Here is an 18,509-nt window from a genome sequence, read left to right on the forward strand (position 1 = left end):
CAATGCTTGCTCGCGATGGAGGTCCGAACGACGCGATTATTCAGACTGGGCGCGTTATCGTTCACGACCATCGCGAGCAAGCATTGCTCCTACAGGGGAATGCGTTTATTTCTGTTGTTCGGTCATGGCCACCGGCCCCACAAACGGCGCCTTGGCCCACACCACCTTGCCGCCGACCAGCGTCAGCAACACCTGATTGCGCCCCAACTCGTCCTCAGGCACCTGCATGAAGTTTTTGTCCAGGACGATCAGGTCGGCAAACTTGCCCACCTCGACCGATCCAGTCACTTTTTCCAGCCTGAGCTGCTCGGCAGCGTTCAGGGTGATGGTGCGCAGCACGTCGGCACGGGACAACGCCGGGTCGCCGTTCAGCCTGCCCGCGTATTTGGGGCCGTAGCTGTGCGGGTTCTGTGGATCGCCCGCGCGGGTGACGCCGATCTTCAGCGCGAGAAACTCGTCGAGCGGGTCGACCGGCCAGTCACTGCCATAAGCCACCCGGCCGCCAGCGCGGGCAATGCTGCCCGACGGCTCCATGCGGGAAAACCGCTCTGCACCCAGATGATCGTTGGTCCCATCCACCGTGGACGGTGCCTGCTGCGCCCACTGGAACGACATGTTGGCAGTCACGTCCAATGCCTTGAAGCGCCCGTAATCGGCGGGATCCACCGATTCCGCGTGGGTAATGGCCGGGCGGAATGGATTGCCGGGCAATTGCTGGCGTACGTATTCGATGCCGTTGAGCGAGTCGCGTACTGCGCGGTCGCCGGTGGCGTGCAGGTGCGGATCAAGACCGGCCTGAACGGCTTTGAGCAGCAGCGGATTGAGTACCTGTGGCGGGAAATACAGCTCGCCACGGTTTTTGCCTGGCGTCCATTTCGGCGTCTTGTCGGTGCCGGCATTGTGCAGATACGGCGTCAACATCGCCCCGGTGTCGGCCGGTGCGTTGATGATGCCGTCCATGAACAACTTGACGTGACGCATGCTCACGCCCGGCGCGACCTTGGCTTCGCCCTGGTCGTAGGTGCTGGCCAGGGCCTTGGCCTCGGCGATGGTTTTATCCGGGTCTGCGGTGGCGGCGGCCGGGTCAAGCTTGATTGCGAGCAAGGCACGGGCGGTCAATTCGCCGGACTGCGCGAGTGTGGTGAACGCCTTGGCGTTCTCCGCTCCCGACAAGGCATCAAAGAAACTGGTGATGCCTTGCTGGCGCATCGCGTCGAGCGCGGCGCGGCTTTGAGTCAGCTTCTCGGCATCGGTGGCGGGCGGCACCACGGCGGCCATGGCATCCGCCGCACCGTCCTCGCAAATTCCGGTCGGATTGCCGGCACTGTCGCGCACGTACTTGCCATCGCCGGGGTTGGCCGTGCGCTTGTCGATGCCCGCCACCGCGAGGCCGCGGGAGTTGACCAGCACGGTGTGGAAGTCGGTGGAGCGTACCTGGATCGGACGCTGGGTCTTGAGCGCATCGAGGGTCGATTTGTCGGGATCGCCGTCGAGGCCGGTCATGCCCATGCGATCCCAACTGCCGACTTCGAGCCAGACATCAGGGCCCTTGTCCTTGTCCGCATCCAGACAGGCCTGGATGGTTTCCTGGAACACCTTGCGGGTCATGGTCTGGTATTTCAGGTCGCACAACGTCATGGCGCGACCGCCGTCCCCCGGATGCATGTGCGCATCGATGAAGCCCGGCATCAGCATGCGCCCTGCCAGATCGATCAGTTGCGTCTGCTGGCCAATGTACGAAGCGGCCCCCTCATCGCTGCCGACATACACAATCTTCCCGCCCGTCACCGCAACCGCCTGGTGCACCGAATCCTTGCCGTCGACGGTGTACACATAACCGTTGCGCATGACCATGTCGGCGCTTGTTGAACCTTGGGTCTGGCACCCCACCAGCGCCACGCAGGACACGGCCGTTGCACCGGCAACGGCGATAAATAGCCTGGACATTTTCAATGGCCTTACCTCTGTTTTTATAGTTTTGCAAGGGTGAGCGCAGACTGTTACGCAAGCCCTTGATATGCAGTGCATACCCTATAGAGCGCGGCGCTCGAATGGACCTCTGCAAATGAGGAGGGGTAAGGCAAATGTCCTACAGTGGCGTTATGCAGGCGGAACGCAGCACCGATCCCAGTTCCACCTTGCTCTTCACGCCCAATTGCAGGTAGCAGTTGCGCAGGTAGGTGCGCACTGTGGCCGGGCTCAGGGCGAGGATTTTGGCGATCTCCTTGTAGGAATGACCGGCAGCGAACAGCATCGCCACCGTCCGCTCCCGGGGCGCCAGCACTGCACCGCGCGGCTGCGTTTCCAGCGACAGGATGACGTGCTCGGCGTTCGGGCTCAGGGTCAGTGCTGAGCGGCCCAGGCGCATGACACAGGGCGCTTTGGGCAAGTGCGCGATGACCTCGGCGGGCAGCGTCGAGCCGTTCCAGCCGGGCAACTCCCGTTGAATGAGCGTGCACAATCCGGCGCCGATGTAGAGCAGACCACCGTCGCGCCGCGCGACCCCGAAGTCGCTTGCGCCGTTGCCGGTGTCGACGCGGATCATGTCCTGCACCTTAAATCGCCACAGCTGCAACAGATGATCGCAGAACGCCGAAAACAGACCGGCCTCGCCGTCGCTGAAAGCCGTTGCATCAGCGCCACGGTAGACGCAGACGAAAAACATCAGGCCGCTTTCCGGCAGTTCGAAGGTGATGCACATCAGCTGATAGAGATCATGGCGCCGGGCGAAGGCGTCGACTTCGGCGTGAGGGTCGTTGAAGCCGCTGTCGCGGATGACCTCGCCGGGACGACTCAAGGTGTCATGGGAAAATCTGTCGCTGCCGGCGCTCTGTTGCCATTCGCCGGCAAACGAGTCAGGCAGGTTGATGCGTCCGTGCATCCAGCTTTGCGGCGCTGCGCTGGCGACCGAGGTGGACATCTCGCCCCACCACGCCGAGGTGAAGGGCACCAGTTGGCGCAACGCCTGCAAGCCGTCGGCGATGAATTCGGCGGCACCGCGTTCTCGCGCCAGATGCCCCAAGTGCAACACACAACGGTTGAACGCTTGCAGCGTGGTCATCGACGTGTCGACGTCGCCCTGATTACCCTGCTCCATCGTGCCGTTCCTGTTCGCTGCATGGTCTGTCGATTCGACCATGCCACAGGCGCCGCGATGGCGTCTACGAAGTGCGTGATTTTTGGATGAGTTCCAGGGATGCTTCGATTTCCTCGGCCACCAGGCTTTCGAGGTGGATCATATTGCGGTCGCGGATGCCCTGTTCCTTGAGCATGGTCACCGTGCGGAACAGGTACTGCGCCGCCGATCCCCAATGCCCCGCTGCGCGAGCCAGGACTTGCGCAACCTTAACCATCGGCAACTTGCCGGCATAGGCCCTGCCGTCCCGTGCGGCGACAAAGGCCAACGCTCGCAGTGGTCCGGACGCGGTTTTCACGGTGATCCAGCGCGCCACGTTGGTCGGTGGATTGGCGTCGATTTCCCGGGCCAGCAAAAGCCCGAGCTGCTTGAAATGGTCCTGCGCGGGCAGGCGGAAAGCCACCCCCTGACAGCTGCCACCGCGATCCAGGGCGAGCATCAGCGCCGGCAACTCGCGGGTACCGCGCCAGCGGGTCAGGGTCAGGCAGAACGAGCGATGCCAGCCAAAAGCGGTGGCACTGCAGCACTCTTCGAATTCGAATTCCGGGTTCCAGATCAACGAGCCGTAGGCGAACACCCAAAGCGCTTGCGGCCTGTACTCATGCAACAGCGCTTGCACCATCGCATCGAACTCCGCCGGTGTATGTTCGGCCGTGCCGGGTTCGGGCCCAGGATCAGGCTCGAACCGTTCGACATGGGCGACCAGTTCCGCCGTGAGGTTACGCCTGGTGGATTGTCGGGCTTTGCCTGCGTCCATATTCGCCTCTCAATATGGATTCAACTGGAACTTGAAAGACTAGCAGCGTGCGAGCATTGCATGCCCTGTGGGAGCGAGCTTGCTCCGGGCGGCGTTTCGACGATAGCGGTGTGTCAGCCAACATCGATGTTGGATGTGCTGCCATCATCGCGAGCAAGCTCGCTCCCACAGGGAATGTGGTGGTGTCAGAAGCGGATTTCGCTGGCCGGCGTGACGTCGATCCGCGCCACCGAACCGGTCAGGTGCGCCAGATCCTTGTTGTGCTCGGCAATGATGTCCTCCGCCTTGAGATTGCCGTTGTCGACAGTGGAGTGCGCGTCCGCCGCCAGCACCACGTCGTATCCCAGTTTCAACGCCTGGCGCACCGTGGCATTGACGCAGTAATCAGTTTGTAGCCCGCAGATCACCAGGCAATCGAAGTCATGCTCCGGCAAGAGCTTTTGCAGGTTGGTGTGGTAGAACGAATCCGGCGTGGTCTTGCGCACGCGCGAATCCTTTGGCGAAGCTTGCAGCCCTTCTGCCAGTTGCCAACCGGCCGCTTCATGCGCAAAGGGACTGCCCTCTTCCTCGTGCTGGATGAACACCACCGGCACTCCGGCCTTTCGCGCCCGGGCAGAGAGATCGTTGATGGTAGTGATGACACGCGAGATTTCAAAACATTCGTACTCGCCTGCGCACAAGGCTTGCTGTACATCGATAATCAGCAATGCAGTGGTCATGGTTCCTTCCTTGCAAAGTCATTGGATCAGGGGACGGGTCCGTCCCCATTCAAACACAATACTCAGTAACCCAGCGACAACCCGGTATTACGCCGCGGATCGTTGGCCCCGTAGAAACGGTTCTTGCCCACCGGCTTGCCCTCCAGCGACGGTGCGCCCACCAGGATCGCTGCCAGGTGGTTGGCATCCTGGGGACCGGCAAACTTGTGGCCCCAGCTTTCGAGGATCTTCACCGTGTCCGGGCTGGTGGTGAAGGCCTCCAGGTTGGTTTCCTCCGGCAGCCATTGCTGGTGGAAACGCGGTGCATCGACTGCTTCCTGGATGTTCATGCCGTAGTCGATCACATTGAGCATGGTCAGCAGGGTCGCGGTGATGATACGGCTGCCGCCGGGGGTGCCGACCACCATCACCACTTTGCCGTCCTTGGTGACGATGGTCGGGCTCATGGACGACAGCGGCGCCTTGCCGGGCGCGATGGCGTTGGCCTCGCCCTGCACCAGGCCGTACATGTTCGGCACGCCGATTTTCGAGGTGAAATCGTCCATTTCGTCGTTAAGGATGACCCCGGTCTTGCTGGCCATGACCCCGGCCCCGAACCAGTCGTTGAGGGTGTAGGTCACCGACACCGCGTTGCCCCATTTGTCGACGATGGAGTAATGGGTGGTATTGCTGCCCTCATGGGGCGCCACGCCGGGTTTGAGATCGCTGGACACAGCGGCCTTTTGTGGCTTGATGGCTTCACGCAGCTTGGTCGCGTAGTTTTTGTCGAGTAAATGAGCGATCGGGTTTTTCACGAAGTCCGGGTCGCCCAGGTAGCTGTTGCGGTCCACATAGGCGTGGCGCATCGCTTCGATCTGGTAGTGCATGCCCTGGGCCGAATGGTAGCCCAGGTCCTTCATCGGATAGCCTTCGAGGATGTTCATGATTTGGCAGATCACCACACCACCGGAGCTCGGTGGCGGTGCCGAGACCACATGGTAGCCGCGGTAGTCGCACTCGATGGGCGCCAGTTCACGGGTCTTGTAATTGTCGAGGTCCGCCTGGGCGATGATGCCCTTGTTGGCCTGGCTGGAGGTGACGATGGCGTCGGCCACCCAGCCCTTGTAGAAGCCGTCGGCGCCTTTCTCGGAGATTTCCCGCAGGGTTTTGCCGAGGTCTTTCTGCACCAGTTTCTGCCCGACCTGCATCGGTTCGCCGTTGCTCAGGAAGATCGCGCCGGAATCCTTGATGTCCTTCTTGAACACGTCGGTGGCGTACTCCAGCAACTCGACATCGCCCTGCTCCAGCTCGAAACCGTCTTCAGCAAGTTTGATCGCCGGGGCGATCACTTCCTTGCGCGGTTTGGTGCCGTATTTGGAGAGCGCCAGTTCCATGCCGGACACGGTGCCCGGTACGCCAACCGCCAGGTGGCCGCGAGTGCTCAGGTCGGGGACGACGTTGCCCGCCTTGTCCAGGTACATGTCAGCGGTGGCGGCCAGCGGGGCTTTTTCACGGAAGTCGAGGAACGTCTTGCGCCCGTCGGCCAGTTGAATGGTCATGAAACCGCCACCACCCAGATTACCCGCCGCGGGATACACCACCGCCAGCGCGTAACCCACCGCAACAGCGGCGTCGACCGCGTTGCCACCGTTCTTCAGCACATCCACGCCCACATGGCTGGCCAAATGCTGGGCAGTGACCACCATGCCGTTTTCGGCCGCAACCGGCGCCACAGAGGCCGCATGGGCCGTCAGGCAGCTGAGCGCCAACGAGGTCGCAATCAGCGATTTGGCAAAAGGTTCGTACTTCATGAGTCGGTCTCTTTTTGTTTTAAAGTAGGAAAACGCTTCAAGAGCAGTAGGCAGTATGGTCGGGATTACGTATTGCGCCTCCCCGGCGAGGCAGTATGCTTAACACCTGTTCAGCAATTCGGCGATGCTTGCGGCATGACCTACACCTATATCACCCTGGCGTCACCGGTCGGCGAGCTGAAGCTGGTGGCGAACGATGCACGTCTGGCCGCCATCCTCTGGGAAAATGACAAACCGGGCAGAGTGCGCCTCGGCCCGATGAACGAAGTGCCGGACAACCCGGTCCTGCTGCGCACCGCGCAACAGCTGCGCGAATACTTCGCTGGCACACGCCAGTCTTTCGAGCTTGAACTTGATTTTGCCGGGACGGAATTTCAGAAAAAGGTCTGGATGGCCTTGCTGACCATTCCATTTGGCGAAACCCGCAGCTACAGCCAGATCGCCGAGCAGATCGGCAACCCGAGCGCGGTGCGGGCGGTGGGTGCGGCGAATGGCAAAAATCCGATTTCGATTATCGCGCCCTGTCATCGGGTGATTGGCGCGTCGGGGAAATTGACCGGGTTTGCCGGGGGGCTGGAAGCGAAGCAAAAGTTGCTCACACTGGAAGGCGGCCAATGGCCTGAAACCGCGCGCCTCCCAGGCTTGTAGGAGCGAGCCTGCTCGCGATGGACGTAAACGATAATGCGGGCTGTCTGGATGCACGCGTCATCGTTGACGTCCATCGCGAGCATGCTCGCTCCTACATTCCTCAAGCAAGCTGCGCCTTGTATTCCTTTTCATACTGCGTCGCCAGCGACTCTTTCTGCTTGTCGTCAAGCAACTTGCCGGCCATCTGGAAGAACTTCTGCTCTTCTTCCTCGAGATGATGGTGAACCTTCTCCGACAACTTCTTCGCGGTCGCCAGCCAGGCCGGGCTGGACATCTCGGTCCCGTCCAGTTCTTCCATCATTTCATCCATCTCGTGATGCTCGGCGATCGCGTGGCGGCTGAGGTCGACGCCATTGTCGAATTCCATCAGCGGGATGTAGAAATGCCGTTCTTCAGCGGTTTCGTGAGCCTGCAGTTCTGACTTGAGCTGCTTGTACGCCTCGACGCGTTCAGGGCTATCGCCGCTGGTGCGGATCAGGGCTTTGGCGTAGGTGCGCTGGCGCTCGTGGCTTTCGCGCAAGGCTTCGAAAATATTCACGGAATGTCCTCATCGGTCGCACTCTGGAATGGCGCGTCACAATAAATGACATCTGCGCGTTGGCGACGGTTCCACTCCTTGGAGTGATGGAACAATGACGGCAACCACGATAGGCTGCCGATTCACTGCCATAAGGACATAGCCATGACCCTGCGAATAGAGTTCTCGCCTAACCCCACGGAAGAGGAGCGCCAGGCCATCCTGTTGCCGCTGCGCGCCTACAATGCCTCGAAGGCCGACGGCGCCGTACCCGAGCAGATTGCCCTGCTGGTCCGCGACGAAAACGATGTGATCCTTGGCGGCCTTTACGCCCGGTTGTTTTACCAGTGGATGTTCATCGACCTGCTGTCGGTGCCGGAGCAGGCCCGGGGACAGGGCATGGGCACGAAGCTGATGCAGATGGCCGAAGACCTGGCGCGGGAGAGGAAGTGCGTCGGACTGTGGCTCGACACCTTCGAATTCCAGGCACCGGAGTTCTACCGCAAATGCGGTTACAGCGAGATCGGCCACATCGCCGACTACCCGCCGGGGTACAAGCACTTCTTCTTCCAGAAGCGCCTGAACTACTGATTATCTACACCCCCCCCTGTAGGAGCGAGCATGCTCGCGATGGACGTTAACGATAACGCGGGGAGCCAGATACCCAGCGGCGCCCGGAAGTCCATCGCGAGCATGCTCGCTCCTACAGGGGGGGTACAGTGTCAGATCAGAGGCAGGTCGCCAACGCCGCCAAACGCCGCTTGGCAACAAAGTCATCCTGCTGCGCGTAGTAACTCAACACGGTGCCCGAGGCATCGGTGGTCACATCGACAAAAGACTCCGCCGAGCGGGTGTAGACGGTGGTGCTACCCTTCTCTCCAGGCTCCAGGTACGCGGCAGCATCGACACCGAACACCGCTTCGTCCTGCCAGGAAAACTGCACGCACTGGACGACGTCTTTCGCCGGCTTGTCAGAGTTGAGGGTCTTGTACGGGGCCTTGGTACGAGCATCGTTCATCGCCGAGCCCGCGCATCCCGCCAGCAAGGTGACGGCCAGCGCCACCATCAGAATTCGCATTGCATTCACTCATCAGGAAAAAGCGGACTGTATCACCGTGGCACAGCGTATCGTTCTGCTTTACTTCATTTATACCGCGACACCGCGTGACGATTCGCGCACCCTGTCGCGCCAATAGCACTGTATTGCACCTTTCACTGGAAGCCTCATGACACCCAACGCCGAGTTTTACAAACCGACCACTGAATATGCCGACAAGCTGATCAGCCAGATCGGTCAGACACCTTCCTGGATCGCCAAGCGAATCGGCGTCACCGACAAGCGGATTCGTTACATCCTTGACGGCGAAAGAACCGTCAAGGGCGAAACCACGCCGATCCAGATGACCTATACCGAGCAGTTCGCCCTCGAGTGTCTGGCGGCAGCGGCCGCGGCCCGCAAGAAACAGTCTTCGTAATCCGTTCTCAAGGAGTGACCATGGCGGCATCCGAGCTGCAACACGAACAGGCACTGAACAAGTTTCTCGACGAACGTCCCGAACTGCGCGTCGAGCTCGACCACCTCAACCCGCTGCTGGCCCAGGCCAAGGGCGAAACTCTCGCGCAGTTTCGCGATGAGCGTTTGCATGAGGCCTTTGAAGCCGAAGCCGAGCAACTGGGTTTGTTTGCCTGGGAGCTGACGCTGCAACTGACCGCCGCAACACCTGAGGACTATCAGGCCCAGCGTCTGGAAGTGCACCGGGAAGTCGCGGAAATGGCCGGCATGGAATGGCTGGAGTATTGCGACCTGTACGGGATAACACCCTGACCACCGTTTGAGGACGTCATCGCCGATGCTGCCTTCCCCTTCCAGGACACACGCCAGCCCCGGACACCTGCACACGCAGAAATGGCGCGGGCGCATCGGCCTGAGCCTGGTGGCCATGCTCTCGGTGCTGGCCGGCATGACCGACGCCATCGGCTTCATGGCCAGCGGCGATTTCGTCTCGTTCATGAGCGGCAACACCACCCGGATGGCCGTCGCCATCAGTGCTGGCGACCTGGGGTTGACCCTGCGCCTGGTGATCCTCATCGCTACCTTCATTGTCGGCAATGCGCTGGGCATTATCGTCAGCCGCCTGGGCGGGCGCCGGTCACTGCCCTTGCTGCTTTGCATCGCCACCCTGCTGTGCGCCGCCGCGGCCTGGCCCTATGACTCGCAACTGCCCGCCCTGTTGGCGGCAATCATCGCCATGGGCATGCTCAATGCCGCCGTGGAAGAGGTCAACGGGCTGCCTGTGGGCCTGACTTATGTCACCGGCGCCCTGTCACGCTTCGGCCGCGGGCTGGGGCGCTGGATGCTCGGCGAGCGCCGCAGCGGTTGGCGCGTGCAACTGATCCCCTGGACCGGCATGTTCGTGGGTGCGGTACTTGGTGCGGTGCTGGAACATCATTTTGGGCTCAAGGCACTTTTTGCCAGCGGCCTGCTGGCGGCGGCGCTGGGATTGCTGTCGTTGAAGATTCCGCGGCGTTGGCAGTTGGGGTATATGCCGCGCTGATTTTTGTACTGCCTGAGCGGGCCCCTTCGCGAGCAGGCTCGCTCCCACAGGGGTTTTGTGGGGGATTCCAGTTTTGTATTTGACACGGATCCATTGTGGGAGCGAGCCTGCTCGCGAAGAGGCCCGCTCAGACAACATCGATTTAGCCGCCCCGCCGATAAAGCTTTATCATGGCCGAAGTTTCGCTGATCGAGTCCGCCATGAAGTTCGCCATCGCCGTGTTTTCCGCCGCCCATGCGCCCTCCTCGCGCCGCGCCTTGCTGTTCGCCCAGGCGCTGCTCGCCGGCGGGCATGAGATTGTCCGGCTGTTTTTCTACCAGGATGGCGTCCACAACGCGTCCAGCAGCGTGGTCACGCCCCAGGACGAACAGGACTTGCCCAGGCAATGGCGCGCCTTCGTCAGCGAAAACCAACTGGATGGCGTGGTGTGCATCGCCGCCGCCTTGCGCCGTGGGGTGTTGAACGAGGAAGAAGCCAAGCGCTATCAGCGCGAGGCTGTCGCCGTCGGCGCGCCGTGGGAATTGTCCGGCCTCGGCCAGTTGCATGACGCGGTGCAAGACGCTGACCGCCTGATCTGCTTCGGAGGTGCGTGAGATGGCTAATTCCTTGCTGATCATCAGCCGCCAATCACCATGGTCCGGTCCGGGTGCGCGGGAAGCGCTGGACATCGTGCTGGCGGGCGGCGCCTTCGATCTGCCGATCGGCCTGCTGTTTCTCGACGACGGCGTGTTCCAGCTCGCCAGGAATCAGGACGCCAAGTCCCTGCAACAGAAAGACCTGAGCGCCAACCTGCAGGCACTGCCAATGTTCGGCGTCGAAGAACTGTTTGTCTGTGCCGACAGCGCTGCCGAACGTGGTCTGGACCCTGGTGCCCTGGCGCTGGAGGAAGCCCGCGTGTTGGCCGCCCTCGAAATCACTGCACTCATTGACCGTTACGACCAGGTGATCACCCTCTGATGTCGACTTTGCATGTGTTGTCTCATTCCCCGTTCGGCGACGACCGCCTGAACAGTTGCCTGCGCGTGATCGGTACCAACGACGCGCTGCTGCTGTGCGGTGACGCGGCCTATGCCTTGCAGCCGGGCACCGCACCTTTCACGGCGCTGAATGCGCGCGGCCTGACACTTTACGTTCTGGCCGAAGATGCCCAGGCCCGGACTATCGATGTTCCGGGCTGGGCAACGGCTGTCGATTATCCGGCCTTCGTCGAACTGTCGATCCACCACGACAAGGTCAACAGCTGGTTATGAATGTATTGACGGTCGGCAAGCGCGCCATCGAGTTGGACAAGGACGGTTTTCTGCTGGAGCTCAGTGACTGGTCGGCGGACGTCGCCAGTGCCCTGGCCGTCGCCGAAGACATCGAGTTGAGCCCCGAACACTGGGAAATCCTCGAACTGCTGCGCAGTTTCTACGCTGAATTCCAGCTGTCGCCGGCCACCCGGCCGCTGATCAAGTACACCGCATTGAAACTCGGCCCGGAGAAAGGCAACAGCCTGCACCTGAACCGACTGTTCAAAGGCACCCCTGCCAAACTCGCCGCGAAACTCGCGGGCCTGCCCAAACCGACGAATTGCTTATGACCGACTATCCAGCGCTGACCCTCGAAACGCCTGTCGAGCACCCGTTCGCCCAATTCGTGCGCATCCTCGGCAAAGGCAAGCGCGGCGCCCGCGACCTGACGCGTGAAGAAGCCCGCGCCGCCATGGGCATGGTGCTCGACGACCAGGTCGAGGACACCCAACTCGGCGCCTTCCTGATGCTGTTGCGCCACAAGGAAGAAAGCGCGCAGGAAATGGCCGGCTTCACCGAAGCCTTGCGCGAGCGCTTGCAAGCGCCGGCACTGGCGGTCGACCTCGACTGGCCGACCTATGCCGGCAAGAAGCGTCATCTGCCGTGGTACCTGCTGGCGGCCAAGTGCCTGGCGCAGAACGGCGTGCGGGTCTTCATGCACGGCGGCGGCGCGCACACCGCGGGTCGGCTCTACAGCGAACAACTGCTGGATGAGCTGAACATCCCGATGTGCCGTAACTGGCAGCAAGTTGGAGCAGCGCTGGACAACGGCGGCCTGGCCTTCATGCCGTTGGTGGACTGGGCGCCGCAACTGCAACGCATGATCGACCTGCGCAACACCCTCGGCCTGCGCTCGCCAATCCACTCGCTGGCGCGAATTCTCAACCCATTGAGCGCCCGTTGCGGCCTGCAAAGCATCTTCCACCCCGGCTACCAGGCGGTGCATCGCGATGCCAGCGGCTTGCTCGGCGACACCGCGATCGTGGTCAAGGGCGATGGCGGCGAGATCGAGATCAACCCCGACGCCGACAGTCACTTGTACGGGACCACCGGCGGCGAGAGCTGGGATGAGGAATGGCCGCAACTGTCGAGTCAGCGCCACGTCAAACCCGCCAGTCTGGAACCTGCGCACCTCAAGGCGGTATGGCGCGGCGATGTGGTGGACAGTTACCCGCAAATGGCCCTGATCTCGACCATGGCCCTGGCATTACGCGGCCTTGGCCAGACCCGCGAGCAAGCGTTCGAGACCGCCCAGCGATATTGGGATGTGCGGGACAAATCGATTTAATCGATCATAACCCTGCAAACTTTGCGCTTTTTTATCGAACCTACCAGCATAGACTCCTCTCCAACGCTTATCGGTTGAGGAGTCTCGGACATGGGTTTGTTAGTTGAAGGTCGTTGGCAGGACAAGTGGTACGAAAGCAAGGACGGCACGTTCCAGCGTGAACAGGCGCAGCGTCGCAACTGGGTCACTGCTGACGGCCAACCCGGCCCCAGTGGTGTCGGTGGTTTTGCTGCCGAGCCGGGCCGCTATCACCTCTACGTGTCCCTCGCCTGTCCGTGGGCCCACCGCACGCTGATCCTGCGCAAACTCAAAGGTCTGGAAAGCCTGATCGATGTGTCAGTGGTCAGCTATCTGATGCTGGAGAACGGTTGGACTTTCGACAAGTCCCACGGCTCCACCGGTGACAAACTCGATCACTTTGACTTCATGCACCAGCGCTACACCGCCGATACCGCCGACTATACCGGCCGCGTCACGGTGCCGGTGCTCTGGGACAAACAGCAGCATCGCATCGTCAACAATGAATCGGCGGAAATCATCCGCATGTTCAATGGTGCCTTCGATGAGCTGACCGGCAATGACCTGGACTTCTATCCGGCACCGCTGCGCGGCGACATTGACGCGCTGAACGAGCGAATTTATCCAGCAGTGAACAACGGCGTATACCGCGCCGGGTTTGCCACGTCGCAAACCGCTTATGAAGAAGCCTTCGATGAATTGTTCGCAGAACTGGATCGGCTGGAGCAGTTGTTAAGTGCCAATCGCTACCTGACCGGTGAGTACCTGACCGAAGCAGACATTCGCCTGTTCACCACGCTGATTCGTTTCGACGCGGTGTATTACGGTCACTTCAAGTGCAACCTGCGGCGCATTGCCGATTATTCGAACCTGTCGAACTGGCTGCGGGAGATTTACCAGTGGCCGGGGATTGCCGAGACGGTGGATTTCGAACACATCAAGAACCACTACTACGGCAGTCACAAGACCATCAACCCGACGGGGATCGTCCCGAAAGGGCCGCAGCAGGATTTCACCGCGGCCCATGATCGGGAGCGGTTGAGTGGGAAAGGGGTTTGGCGCAAGGCCTGAGATTTGTGGAGGTTTTGAGGGCCTCATCGCGAGCAAGCTTTGCTCCTACAGGGGATTTGTGTCGCTCACAAATCCCCTGTAGGAGCAAAGCTTGCTCGCGATCGGCGCGACGCGGTCTCTAGACCTGCCCCTGAGCCCCTTCGAACCACGCCAATTTCTCGCGCAGTTGCACCACTTCCCCCACGATCACCAACGTCGGCGCATGCACTTCATGCTCCGCCACCAGTCGTGGCAGGTCCGCCAACGTGCCGGTAAACACCCGCTGATTGACCGTGGTGCCCTGCTGGATCAACGCCGCCGGGGTATCCGCCCCGCGACCATGCTTGATCAACTGTTCGCAGATGCTCGGCAAACCCACCAACCCCATGTAGAACACCAGGGTCTGCGCCGGTGCGACCAGGTCGGCCCACGGCAGATCGGTGGAGCCGTCCTTCAGGTGACCGGTAATAAACCGCACCGACTGCGCGTAATCGCGGTGGGTCAGCGGTATCCCGGCATAGGCGGCGCAACCGCTGGCCGCCGTGATGCCCGGTACGACCTGGAACGGGATGCCATGGGCCGCCAGTTCTTCGATCTCTTCACCGCCACGGCCGAAGATGAAGGGATCACCGCCCTTCAACCGCACCACACGCTTGCCCTGTTTCGCCAGGTCGACCAATTGCTGGTTGATCTGGTCCTGCGGCACGGCGTGATCGGCGCGGCGCTTGCCGACGTAGACGCGCTCGGCATCGCGCCGGCACAACTCGAGAATCGCCGGTGCCACCAAGCGGTCGTACAGCACCACGTCGGCTTGCTGCATCAGGCGCAAGGCGCGGAACGTCAGCAGGTCCGGATCACCAGGACCTGCGCCCACCAGATACACCTCACCAGTGGCCACTGGCGCTTCTCCAGCGATTTTCGCCTGCAGCAAACGCTCGGCTTCACCGCCCTGCCCGGCCAGTTGCCGGTCGGCAATCGGGCCCTGGAAAACGTCTTCCCAGAACGCGCGACGCTGCTGCACATCCGGGAACAGCTTTTTCACCTGATGACGGAAACGCGCCGCCAGGCCAGCCAGTTGACCGTAGGTCGAAGGAATCCAGGTTTCGATCTTGGCGCGGATCAAACGCGCCAGCACCGGCGCATCGCCACCGCTGGACACGGCAATGATCAACGGCGAACGGTCGACGATGGCCGGGAAGATCACGCTGCACAAGGCCGGCGCGTCCACCACATTGACCGGGACACAACGCCGACGGGCATCGGCGGACACTTGTGCGTTCAGCGCTTCGTCGTCGGTGGCAGCAATGATCAGCGCGCAACCATCCAGATCCGTCTCGACGTAACCGCGCATCAGGCACTCGCCAGCGCTGGCGGTGACCAGCTCGCGCAGCTGCACTTCGATTTCAGGTGCGACCACCCGCAGCAGCGCACCGGCATCGGCCAGCAGGCGGGATTTGCGCAAGGCAATTTCCCCCCCACCGACGACCAACACACGACTGCCGCGAAGGTTATGGAACAGCGGCAGATAGTTCATTTAGCCGATGACCTCAAGGCCACCCATGTACGGCTTGAGCACCTCAGGTATACGGATCGAACCGTCGGCCTGCTGGTAGTTTTCCAGCACCGCCACCAGGGTACGACCGACCGCCAGGCCGGAACCGTTCAGGGTGTGCACCAGTTCCGGCTTGCCGGTTTCCGGGTTGCGGAAACGCGCTTGCATACGGCGGGCCTGGAAGTCGCCGCAGTTGGAACATGACGAGATTTCGCGGTATTTGTCCTGGCTCGGAATCCACACTTCCAGGTCGTAGGTCTTGACCGCACTGAAGCCCATGTCGCCGGTGCACAGGGCAATCGTGCGATAAGGCAATTCCAGCAGTTGCAGGACTTTCTCGGCGTTGGCGGTCAAGCCTTCCAACGCTTCCATCGAGGTCGACGGCTCGACGATCTGCACCATCTCGACCTTGTCGAACTGGTGCTGACGGATCATGCCGCGGGTGTCGCGACCCGACGCACCGGCTTCACTGCGGAAGCACGGAGTGTGGGCAACGAACTTGATCGGCAGCAGTTTCGAATCGACGATTTCGCCGGCGACGATGTTGGTCAGCGACACTTCGGCGGTCGGGATCAGGTACAGATCGGCTTCGCCTTCGCGCGCGATCTTGAACAGGTCTTCTTCGAATTTCGGCAGTTGACCGGTGCCTTGCAGCGCCGGGGCCTGGACCAGATAAGGCGTATAGGCCTCTTCGTAGCCGTGCTCGGTGACGTGCAGGTTGATCATGAACTGCGCCAGGGCGCGATGCAGGCGGGCGATCGGGCCGCGCAGCAAGGCGAATCGGGCGCCGGACAGCTTGGCGGCGGTTTCGAAGTCGAGCCAGCCGAACTTTTCGCCCAGGGCGACGTGGTCCTGCACCGGGAAATCGAACGCGGTCGGCGTGCCCCAGCGGCGCACTTCGACGTTGCCGTCTTCGTCTTCGCCGATCGGCACCGATTCATGCGGCAAGTTCGGAATGCCGAGCACGATCGAGTCCAGCTCGGTCTGGATCGCGTCCAGTTCGACTTTACCGGCGCTCAATTCGCCCGCCATGCGCTCGACATCCGCCATCAACGGCGCAATGTCTTCGCCGCGCTGCTTGGCCTGACCGATGGATTTGGAGCGCGCGTTACGTTCAGCCTGCAGTGCTTCGGTGCGGGTCTGGACGGTCTTGCGCTGTTCTTCCAGCGCTTCGATGCGCGCGACATCCAGGGCAAAGCCACGGGATGCCAGGCGGTCCGCTACGTCCTGAAGGTTGCTACGTAACAGTTTGGAATCGAGCATGTCGGTCTCTCGTTATCAAAGTTTGGTCAAGGACAGGCCAGCCCAGGTGGCGAGCAGCCCGCCGAATACGCTGATGGCAGCATAGCCCAGGGCCAGCGGCACTTGCCCGCTTTCCAGCAGGCGCAGCGTATCCAGTGAAAAGGATGAAAAAGTCGTCAGCCCCCCGAGGAAGCCGATGATCAACCCGGCGCGCACCTCGATCGGCACCTCCGGGCGTAGCAAAAACAGACCGTATAAAACGCCGATCAGCAAACAGCCGACGATATTAACGGCCAGCGTGGCGGTATAGAAGTGCCGCGGCCAATTAGCGTTGATCCAGTTACCCGTGGCAAAGCGTAGCAAGGTGCCAGCCACCCCGCCGACGGAAACCGCAACGATCAAGGCAAGCACTATTTTCTCCGCTGCCGGGGGCTTAAACGGTCGAGTTTCGCCAGGTGATTGAGCTTTTCGCCAATCTTCAGCTCCAGGCCACGGGGCACCGGCTGATAGAAGGGGATCGGGTCAAGTTCTTCCGGGAAGTAGTCTTCCCCGGCGGCGTAGGCATCGGGTTCGTCATGGGCATAACGGTATTCGTCGCCATAACCGAGCTGTTTCATCAGCTTGGTCGGCGCATTGCGCAAATGCAGTGGCACTTCCAGCGAGCCGTGCTCGGCGGCAGCACGCAGTGCGGTCTTGAAGCCCATGTACACCGCGTTGCTTTTCGGCGCGCAAGCCAGATACGTAATGGCCTGCGCCACCGCCAGTTCGCCTTCGGGGCTGCCGAGGCGCTCCTGCACTTCCCACGCCGCCAGGCACAGGCTCAGCGCACGCGGGTCGGCATTGCCGATGTCTTCGCTGGCCATGCGCACCACGCGCCGGGCCAGGTACAGCGGATCGCAGCCGCCATCGATCATGCGCGCGAACCAGTACAACGCGCCGTCGGGGTTGGAGCCACGCACGGACTTGTGCAGCGCGGAGATCTGGTCGTAGAACGCTTCGCCACCCTTGTCGAACCGCCGACGGGTATCACCGAGCAGGCTTTGCAGCAGATCGGTGCCGATCTCGCTGTTGTCTTCGGCCAGGTCCGAGGCGTTTTCCAGCAGATTGAGCAAGCGCCGGCCATCGCCATCGGCGGCCGCCAGCAGCATCTGGAAGCCTTCATCGCTGAGGGTCAGGTTGCGCTTGCCCAAGCCGCGCTCTTCGGTCAGCGCGCGGTGCACCAGTTTGCGCAAGGCGGCTTCGTCGAGGCTTTTGAGCACATAAACCCGCGCCCGGGATAGCAAGGCGTTGTTGAGTTCGAACGAGGGGTTTTCCGTGGTCGCGCCGATGAAAATCAGCGTGCCGTCTTCGACATACGGCAGGAACGCATCCTGCTGGGACTTGTTGAAACGGTGCACTTCGTCGACGAACAGAATCGTCCGTCGGCCGTACTGCGCGGCCTGCTGCTTGGCGATTTCCACCGCCTGGCGGATTTCCTTCACGCCGGCGAGCACCGCCGACACCGTTTCGAAATGCGCCTCCGATACTTCCGCCAGCAGCCGCGCCAGGGTGGTCTTGCCCACCCCCGGCGGCCCCCAGAAAATCATCGAATGCAGGGCACCCTGCTCCAGGGCTTCGCGCAATGGCTTGCCGCGAGCGAGCACGTGTTCCTGACCGACATACTCGTCCAGGTTGGTCGCCCGCAAACGGGCGGCCAATGGTTGGGCGATCGGGGTGCTGCGAAACAGGTCCATCACTAATTATGAAACCTCGGGTAGTACAACTCTCTCAAGCCTGCTGCGAACCTGTGGTGAGGGGATTTAGCGAAACGTCGCACCGCCCCGTTGGGCCGCGAAGCGCCCCCAAAAAATGCTACTGCGGAGTATCAGTAATTACGCATGCAATGATTTCGCGACTGCTGCGCAGCCGAACGGGGATAAATCCCCTCACCACAAAAGCCCGCCCA

At 61.5% G+C, this 18,509-nt stretch carries 22 protein-coding genes; 11 read left to right on the plus strand and 11 right to left on the minus strand.

Annotated elements, in window-relative coordinates:
* Positions 1 to 105: 105 nt before the first annotated feature.
* From ACA058_RS20160 to ggt, 5 genes are all read right to left on the minus strand, one after another.
* Positions 106 to 1,953, minus strand: a complete 1,848-nt coding sequence (locus ACA058_RS20160; protein WP_497635607.1) for an amidohydrolase — start codon at positions 1,951 to 1,953, stop codon at positions 106 to 108.
* A 136-nt stretch (positions 1,954 to 2,089) separates the two neighbouring features.
* On the minus strand, positions 2,090 to 3,097 hold the full coding sequence (locus tag ACA058_RS20165) for a helix-turn-helix transcriptional regulator (RefSeq protein ID WP_497635608.1): 1,008 nt from the start codon (positions 3,095 to 3,097) through the stop codon (positions 2,090 to 2,092).
* A gap of 64 nt (positions 3,098 to 3,161) precedes the next feature.
* Positions 3,162 to 3,893 (minus strand): gamma-glutamylcyclotransferase, encoded by a 732-nt coding sequence (locus ACA058_RS20170; RefSeq protein ID WP_497635609.1) that lies wholly within the window; start codon positions 3,891 to 3,893, stop codon positions 3,162 to 3,164.
* Positions 3,894 to 4,078: 185 nt separating this feature from the next.
* Positions 4,079 to 4,612 (minus strand): cysteine hydrolase family protein, encoded by a 534-nt coding sequence (locus ACA058_RS20175; RefSeq protein WP_497635610.1) that lies wholly within the window; start codon positions 4,610 to 4,612, stop codon positions 4,079 to 4,081.
* A 62-nt stretch (positions 4,613 to 4,674) separates the two neighbouring features.
* The gene (gene ggt, locus ACA058_RS20180) at positions 4,675 to 6,402 is read right to left on the minus strand and encodes a gamma-glutamyltransferase (RefSeq protein WP_497635611.1); all 1,728 of its coding nucleotides are present in this window, start codon (positions 6,400 to 6,402) and stop codon (positions 4,675 to 4,677) included.
* A gap of 135 nt (positions 6,403 to 6,537) precedes the next feature.
* Between ggt and ACA058_RS20185 the strand changes: the two genes are divergently transcribed.
* Entirely contained in the window at positions 6,538 to 7,050 is a 513-nt protein-coding gene (locus ACA058_RS20185; RefSeq protein WP_497635612.1) for a methylated-DNA--[protein]-cysteine S-methyltransferase, read from the plus strand.
* Between the two features lie 100 nt (positions 7,051 to 7,150).
* Here the strand turns inward: ACA058_RS20185 and ACA058_RS20190 are convergent, their stop codons facing one another.
* On the minus strand, positions 7,151 to 7,588 hold the full coding sequence (locus ACA058_RS20190) for a hemerythrin domain-containing protein (protein WP_497635613.1): 438 nt from the start codon (positions 7,586 to 7,588) through the stop codon (positions 7,151 to 7,153).
* 144 nt (positions 7,589 to 7,732) lie between these two features.
* Here ACA058_RS20190 and ACA058_RS20195 point away from each other — a divergent pair, with 144 nt between their 5' ends.
* Complete coding sequence (locus ACA058_RS20195; RefSeq protein WP_497635615.1) at positions 7,733 to 8,158, plus strand: GNAT family N-acetyltransferase; 426 nt, start codon at positions 7,733 to 7,735, stop codon at positions 8,156 to 8,158.
* A gap of 136 nt (positions 8,159 to 8,294) precedes the next feature.
* On the opposite strand, the gene ACA058_RS20200 is transcribed toward ACA058_RS20195, so the two are convergent.
* Positions 8,295 to 8,645, minus strand: a complete 351-nt coding sequence (locus ACA058_RS20200) for a hypothetical protein (protein WP_497635616.1) — start codon at positions 8,643 to 8,645, stop codon at positions 8,295 to 8,297.
* A gap of 148 nt (positions 8,646 to 8,793) precedes the next feature.
* Between ACA058_RS20200 and ACA058_RS20205 the strand changes: the two genes are divergently transcribed.
* The 9 genes from ACA058_RS20205 (at position 8,794) to ACA058_RS20245 (ending at position 13,791) form a co-directional block, all read left to right on the plus strand.
* Positions 8,794 to 9,042 (plus strand): hypothetical protein, encoded by a 249-nt coding sequence (locus ACA058_RS20205; protein ID WP_497635617.1) that lies wholly within the window; start codon positions 8,794 to 8,796, stop codon positions 9,040 to 9,042.
* A 20-nt stretch (positions 9,043 to 9,062) separates the two neighbouring features.
* Complete coding sequence (locus tag ACA058_RS20210) at positions 9,063 to 9,392, plus strand: DUF6388 family protein (RefSeq protein WP_497635618.1); 330 nt, start codon at positions 9,063 to 9,065, stop codon at positions 9,390 to 9,392.
* A 25-nt stretch (positions 9,393 to 9,417) separates the two neighbouring features.
* Positions 9,418 to 10,122 carry a YoaK family protein gene (locus tag ACA058_RS20215; protein ID WP_497635619.1) on the plus strand — a complete coding sequence of 235 codons (705 nt, stop codon included), beginning with the start codon at positions 9,418 to 9,420 and terminating at the stop codon, positions 10,120 to 10,122.
* 200 nt (positions 10,123 to 10,322) lie between these two features.
* Entirely contained in the window at positions 10,323 to 10,715 is a 393-nt protein-coding gene (gene tusD / locus ACA058_RS20220; RefSeq protein WP_497639973.1) for a sulfurtransferase complex subunit TusD, read from the plus strand.
* A 1-nt stretch (position 10,716) separates the two neighbouring features.
* Positions 10,717 to 11,079: a sulfurtransferase complex subunit TusC gene (gene tusC, locus ACA058_RS20225; RefSeq protein WP_497635620.1), complete on the plus strand. Its 363-nt coding sequence runs from the start codon at positions 10,717 to 10,719 to the stop codon at positions 11,077 to 11,079.
* Entirely contained in the window at positions 11,079 to 11,372 is a 294-nt protein-coding gene (gene tusB, locus ACA058_RS20230; protein WP_497635621.1) for a sulfurtransferase complex subunit TusB, read from the plus strand. The genes tusC and tusB overlap by 1 nt, the downstream gene beginning before the upstream one ends.
* Positions 11,369 to 11,704, plus strand: coding sequence for a TusE/DsrC/DsvC family sulfur relay protein (locus ACA058_RS20235; protein WP_497635622.1), 336 nt, complete (start codon positions 11,369 to 11,371; stop codon positions 11,702 to 11,704). Before tusB ends, ACA058_RS20235 begins: the two co-directional genes overlap by 4 nt.
* Complete coding sequence (locus ACA058_RS20240; RefSeq protein ID WP_497635623.1) at positions 11,701 to 12,702, plus strand: glycosyl transferase family protein; 1,002 nt, start codon at positions 11,701 to 11,703, stop codon at positions 12,700 to 12,702. The genes ACA058_RS20235 and ACA058_RS20240 overlap by 4 nt, the downstream gene beginning before the upstream one ends.
* Before the next feature lie 90 nt (positions 12,703 to 12,792).
* The gene (locus ACA058_RS20245; RefSeq protein ID WP_497635624.1) at positions 12,793 to 13,791 is read left to right on the plus strand and encodes a glutathione S-transferase family protein; all 999 of its coding nucleotides are present in this window, start codon (positions 12,793 to 12,795) and stop codon (positions 13,789 to 13,791) included.
* Positions 13,792 to 13,909: 118 nt separating this feature from the next.
* Here the strand turns inward: ACA058_RS20245 and cysG are convergent, their stop codons facing one another.
* From cysG to ACA058_RS20265, 4 genes are read right to left on the minus strand one after another with little or no spacing between them, the layout of a single operon-like run.
* On the minus strand, positions 13,910 to 15,304 hold the full coding sequence (cysG, locus tag ACA058_RS20250) for a siroheme synthase CysG (RefSeq protein ID WP_497635625.1): 1,395 nt from the start codon (positions 15,302 to 15,304) through the stop codon (positions 13,910 to 13,912).
* Positions 15,305 to 16,585 (minus strand): serine--tRNA ligase, encoded by a 1,281-nt coding sequence (gene serS, locus ACA058_RS20255; RefSeq protein ID WP_497635627.1) that lies wholly within the window; start codon positions 16,583 to 16,585, stop codon positions 15,305 to 15,307.
* Between the two features lie 15 nt (positions 16,586 to 16,600).
* Positions 16,601 to 16,975: a fluoride efflux transporter CrcB gene (gene crcB / locus ACA058_RS20260; RefSeq protein WP_497635628.1), complete on the minus strand. Its 375-nt coding sequence runs from the start codon at positions 16,973 to 16,975 to the stop codon at positions 16,601 to 16,603.
* Positions 16,975 to 18,297, minus strand: a complete 1,323-nt coding sequence (locus tag ACA058_RS20265) for a replication-associated recombination protein A (protein WP_497635629.1) — start codon at positions 18,295 to 18,297, stop codon at positions 16,975 to 16,977. Before ACA058_RS20265 ends, crcB begins: the two co-directional genes overlap by 1 nt.
* Between the last annotated feature and the right edge of the window lie 212 nt (positions 18,298 to 18,509).

The organism is Pseudomonas sp. LBUM1649 (genome assembly GCF_059716155.1).

Coding starts and splice junctions, on each gene's coding strand:
- ACA058_RS20165 (WP_497635608.1), bottom strand. CDS start 3,097: ATGGAGCAGGGTAATCAGGGCGACGTCGACACGTCGATGACCACGCTG.
- ACA058_RS20170 (WP_497635609.1), bottom strand. CDS start 3,893: ATGGACGCAGGCAAAGCCCGACAATCCACCAGGCGTAACCTCACGGCG.
- ACA058_RS20175 (WP_497635610.1), bottom strand. CDS start 4,612: ATGACCACTGCATTGCTGATTATCGATGTACAGCAAGCCTTGTGCGCA.
- ggt (WP_497635611.1), bottom strand. CDS start 6,402: ATGAAGTACGAACCTTTTGCCAAATCGCTGATTGCGACCTCGTTGGCG.
- ACA058_RS20185 (WP_497635612.1), top strand. CDS start 6,538: ATGACCTACACCTATATCACCCTGGCGTCACCGGTCGGCGAGCTGAAG.
- ACA058_RS20195 (WP_497635615.1), top strand. CDS start 7,733: ATGACCCTGCGAATAGAGTTCTCGCCTAACCCCACGGAAGAGGAGCGC.
- ACA058_RS20200 (WP_497635616.1), bottom strand. CDS start 8,645: ATGCGAATTCTGATGGTGGCGCTGGCCGTCACCTTGCTGGCGGGATGC.
- ACA058_RS20205 (WP_497635617.1), top strand. CDS start 8,794: ATGACACCCAACGCCGAGTTTTACAAACCGACCACTGAATATGCCGAC.
- ACA058_RS20210 (WP_497635618.1), top strand. CDS start 9,063: ATGGCGGCATCCGAGCTGCAACACGAACAGGCACTGAACAAGTTTCTC.
- ACA058_RS20215 (WP_497635619.1), top strand. CDS start 9,418: ATGCTGCCTTCCCCTTCCAGGACACACGCCAGCCCCGGACACCTGCAC.
- tusD (WP_497639973.1), top strand. CDS start 10,323: ATGAAGTTCGCCATCGCCGTGTTTTCCGCCGCCCATGCGCCCTCCTCG.
- tusC (WP_497635620.1), top strand. CDS start 10,717: ATGGCTAATTCCTTGCTGATCATCAGCCGCCAATCACCATGGTCCGGT.
- tusB (WP_497635621.1), top strand. CDS start 11,079: ATGTCGACTTTGCATGTGTTGTCTCATTCCCCGTTCGGCGACGACCGC.
- ACA058_RS20235 (WP_497635622.1), top strand. CDS start 11,369: ATGAATGTATTGACGGTCGGCAAGCGCGCCATCGAGTTGGACAAGGAC.
- ACA058_RS20240 (WP_497635623.1), top strand. CDS start 11,701: ATGACCGACTATCCAGCGCTGACCCTCGAAACGCCTGTCGAGCACCCG.
- ACA058_RS20245 (WP_497635624.1), top strand. CDS start 12,793: ATGGGTTTGTTAGTTGAAGGTCGTTGGCAGGACAAGTGGTACGAAAGC.
- cysG (WP_497635625.1), bottom strand. CDS start 15,304: ATGAACTATCTGCCGCTGTTCCATAACCTTCGCGGCAGTCGTGTGTTG.
- serS (WP_497635627.1), bottom strand. CDS start 16,585: ATGCTCGATTCCAAACTGTTACGTAGCAACCTTCAGGACGTAGCGGAC.
- ACA058_RS20265 (WP_497635629.1), bottom strand. CDS start 18,297: ATGGACCTGTTTCGCAGCACCCCGATCGCCCAACCATTGGCCGCCCGT.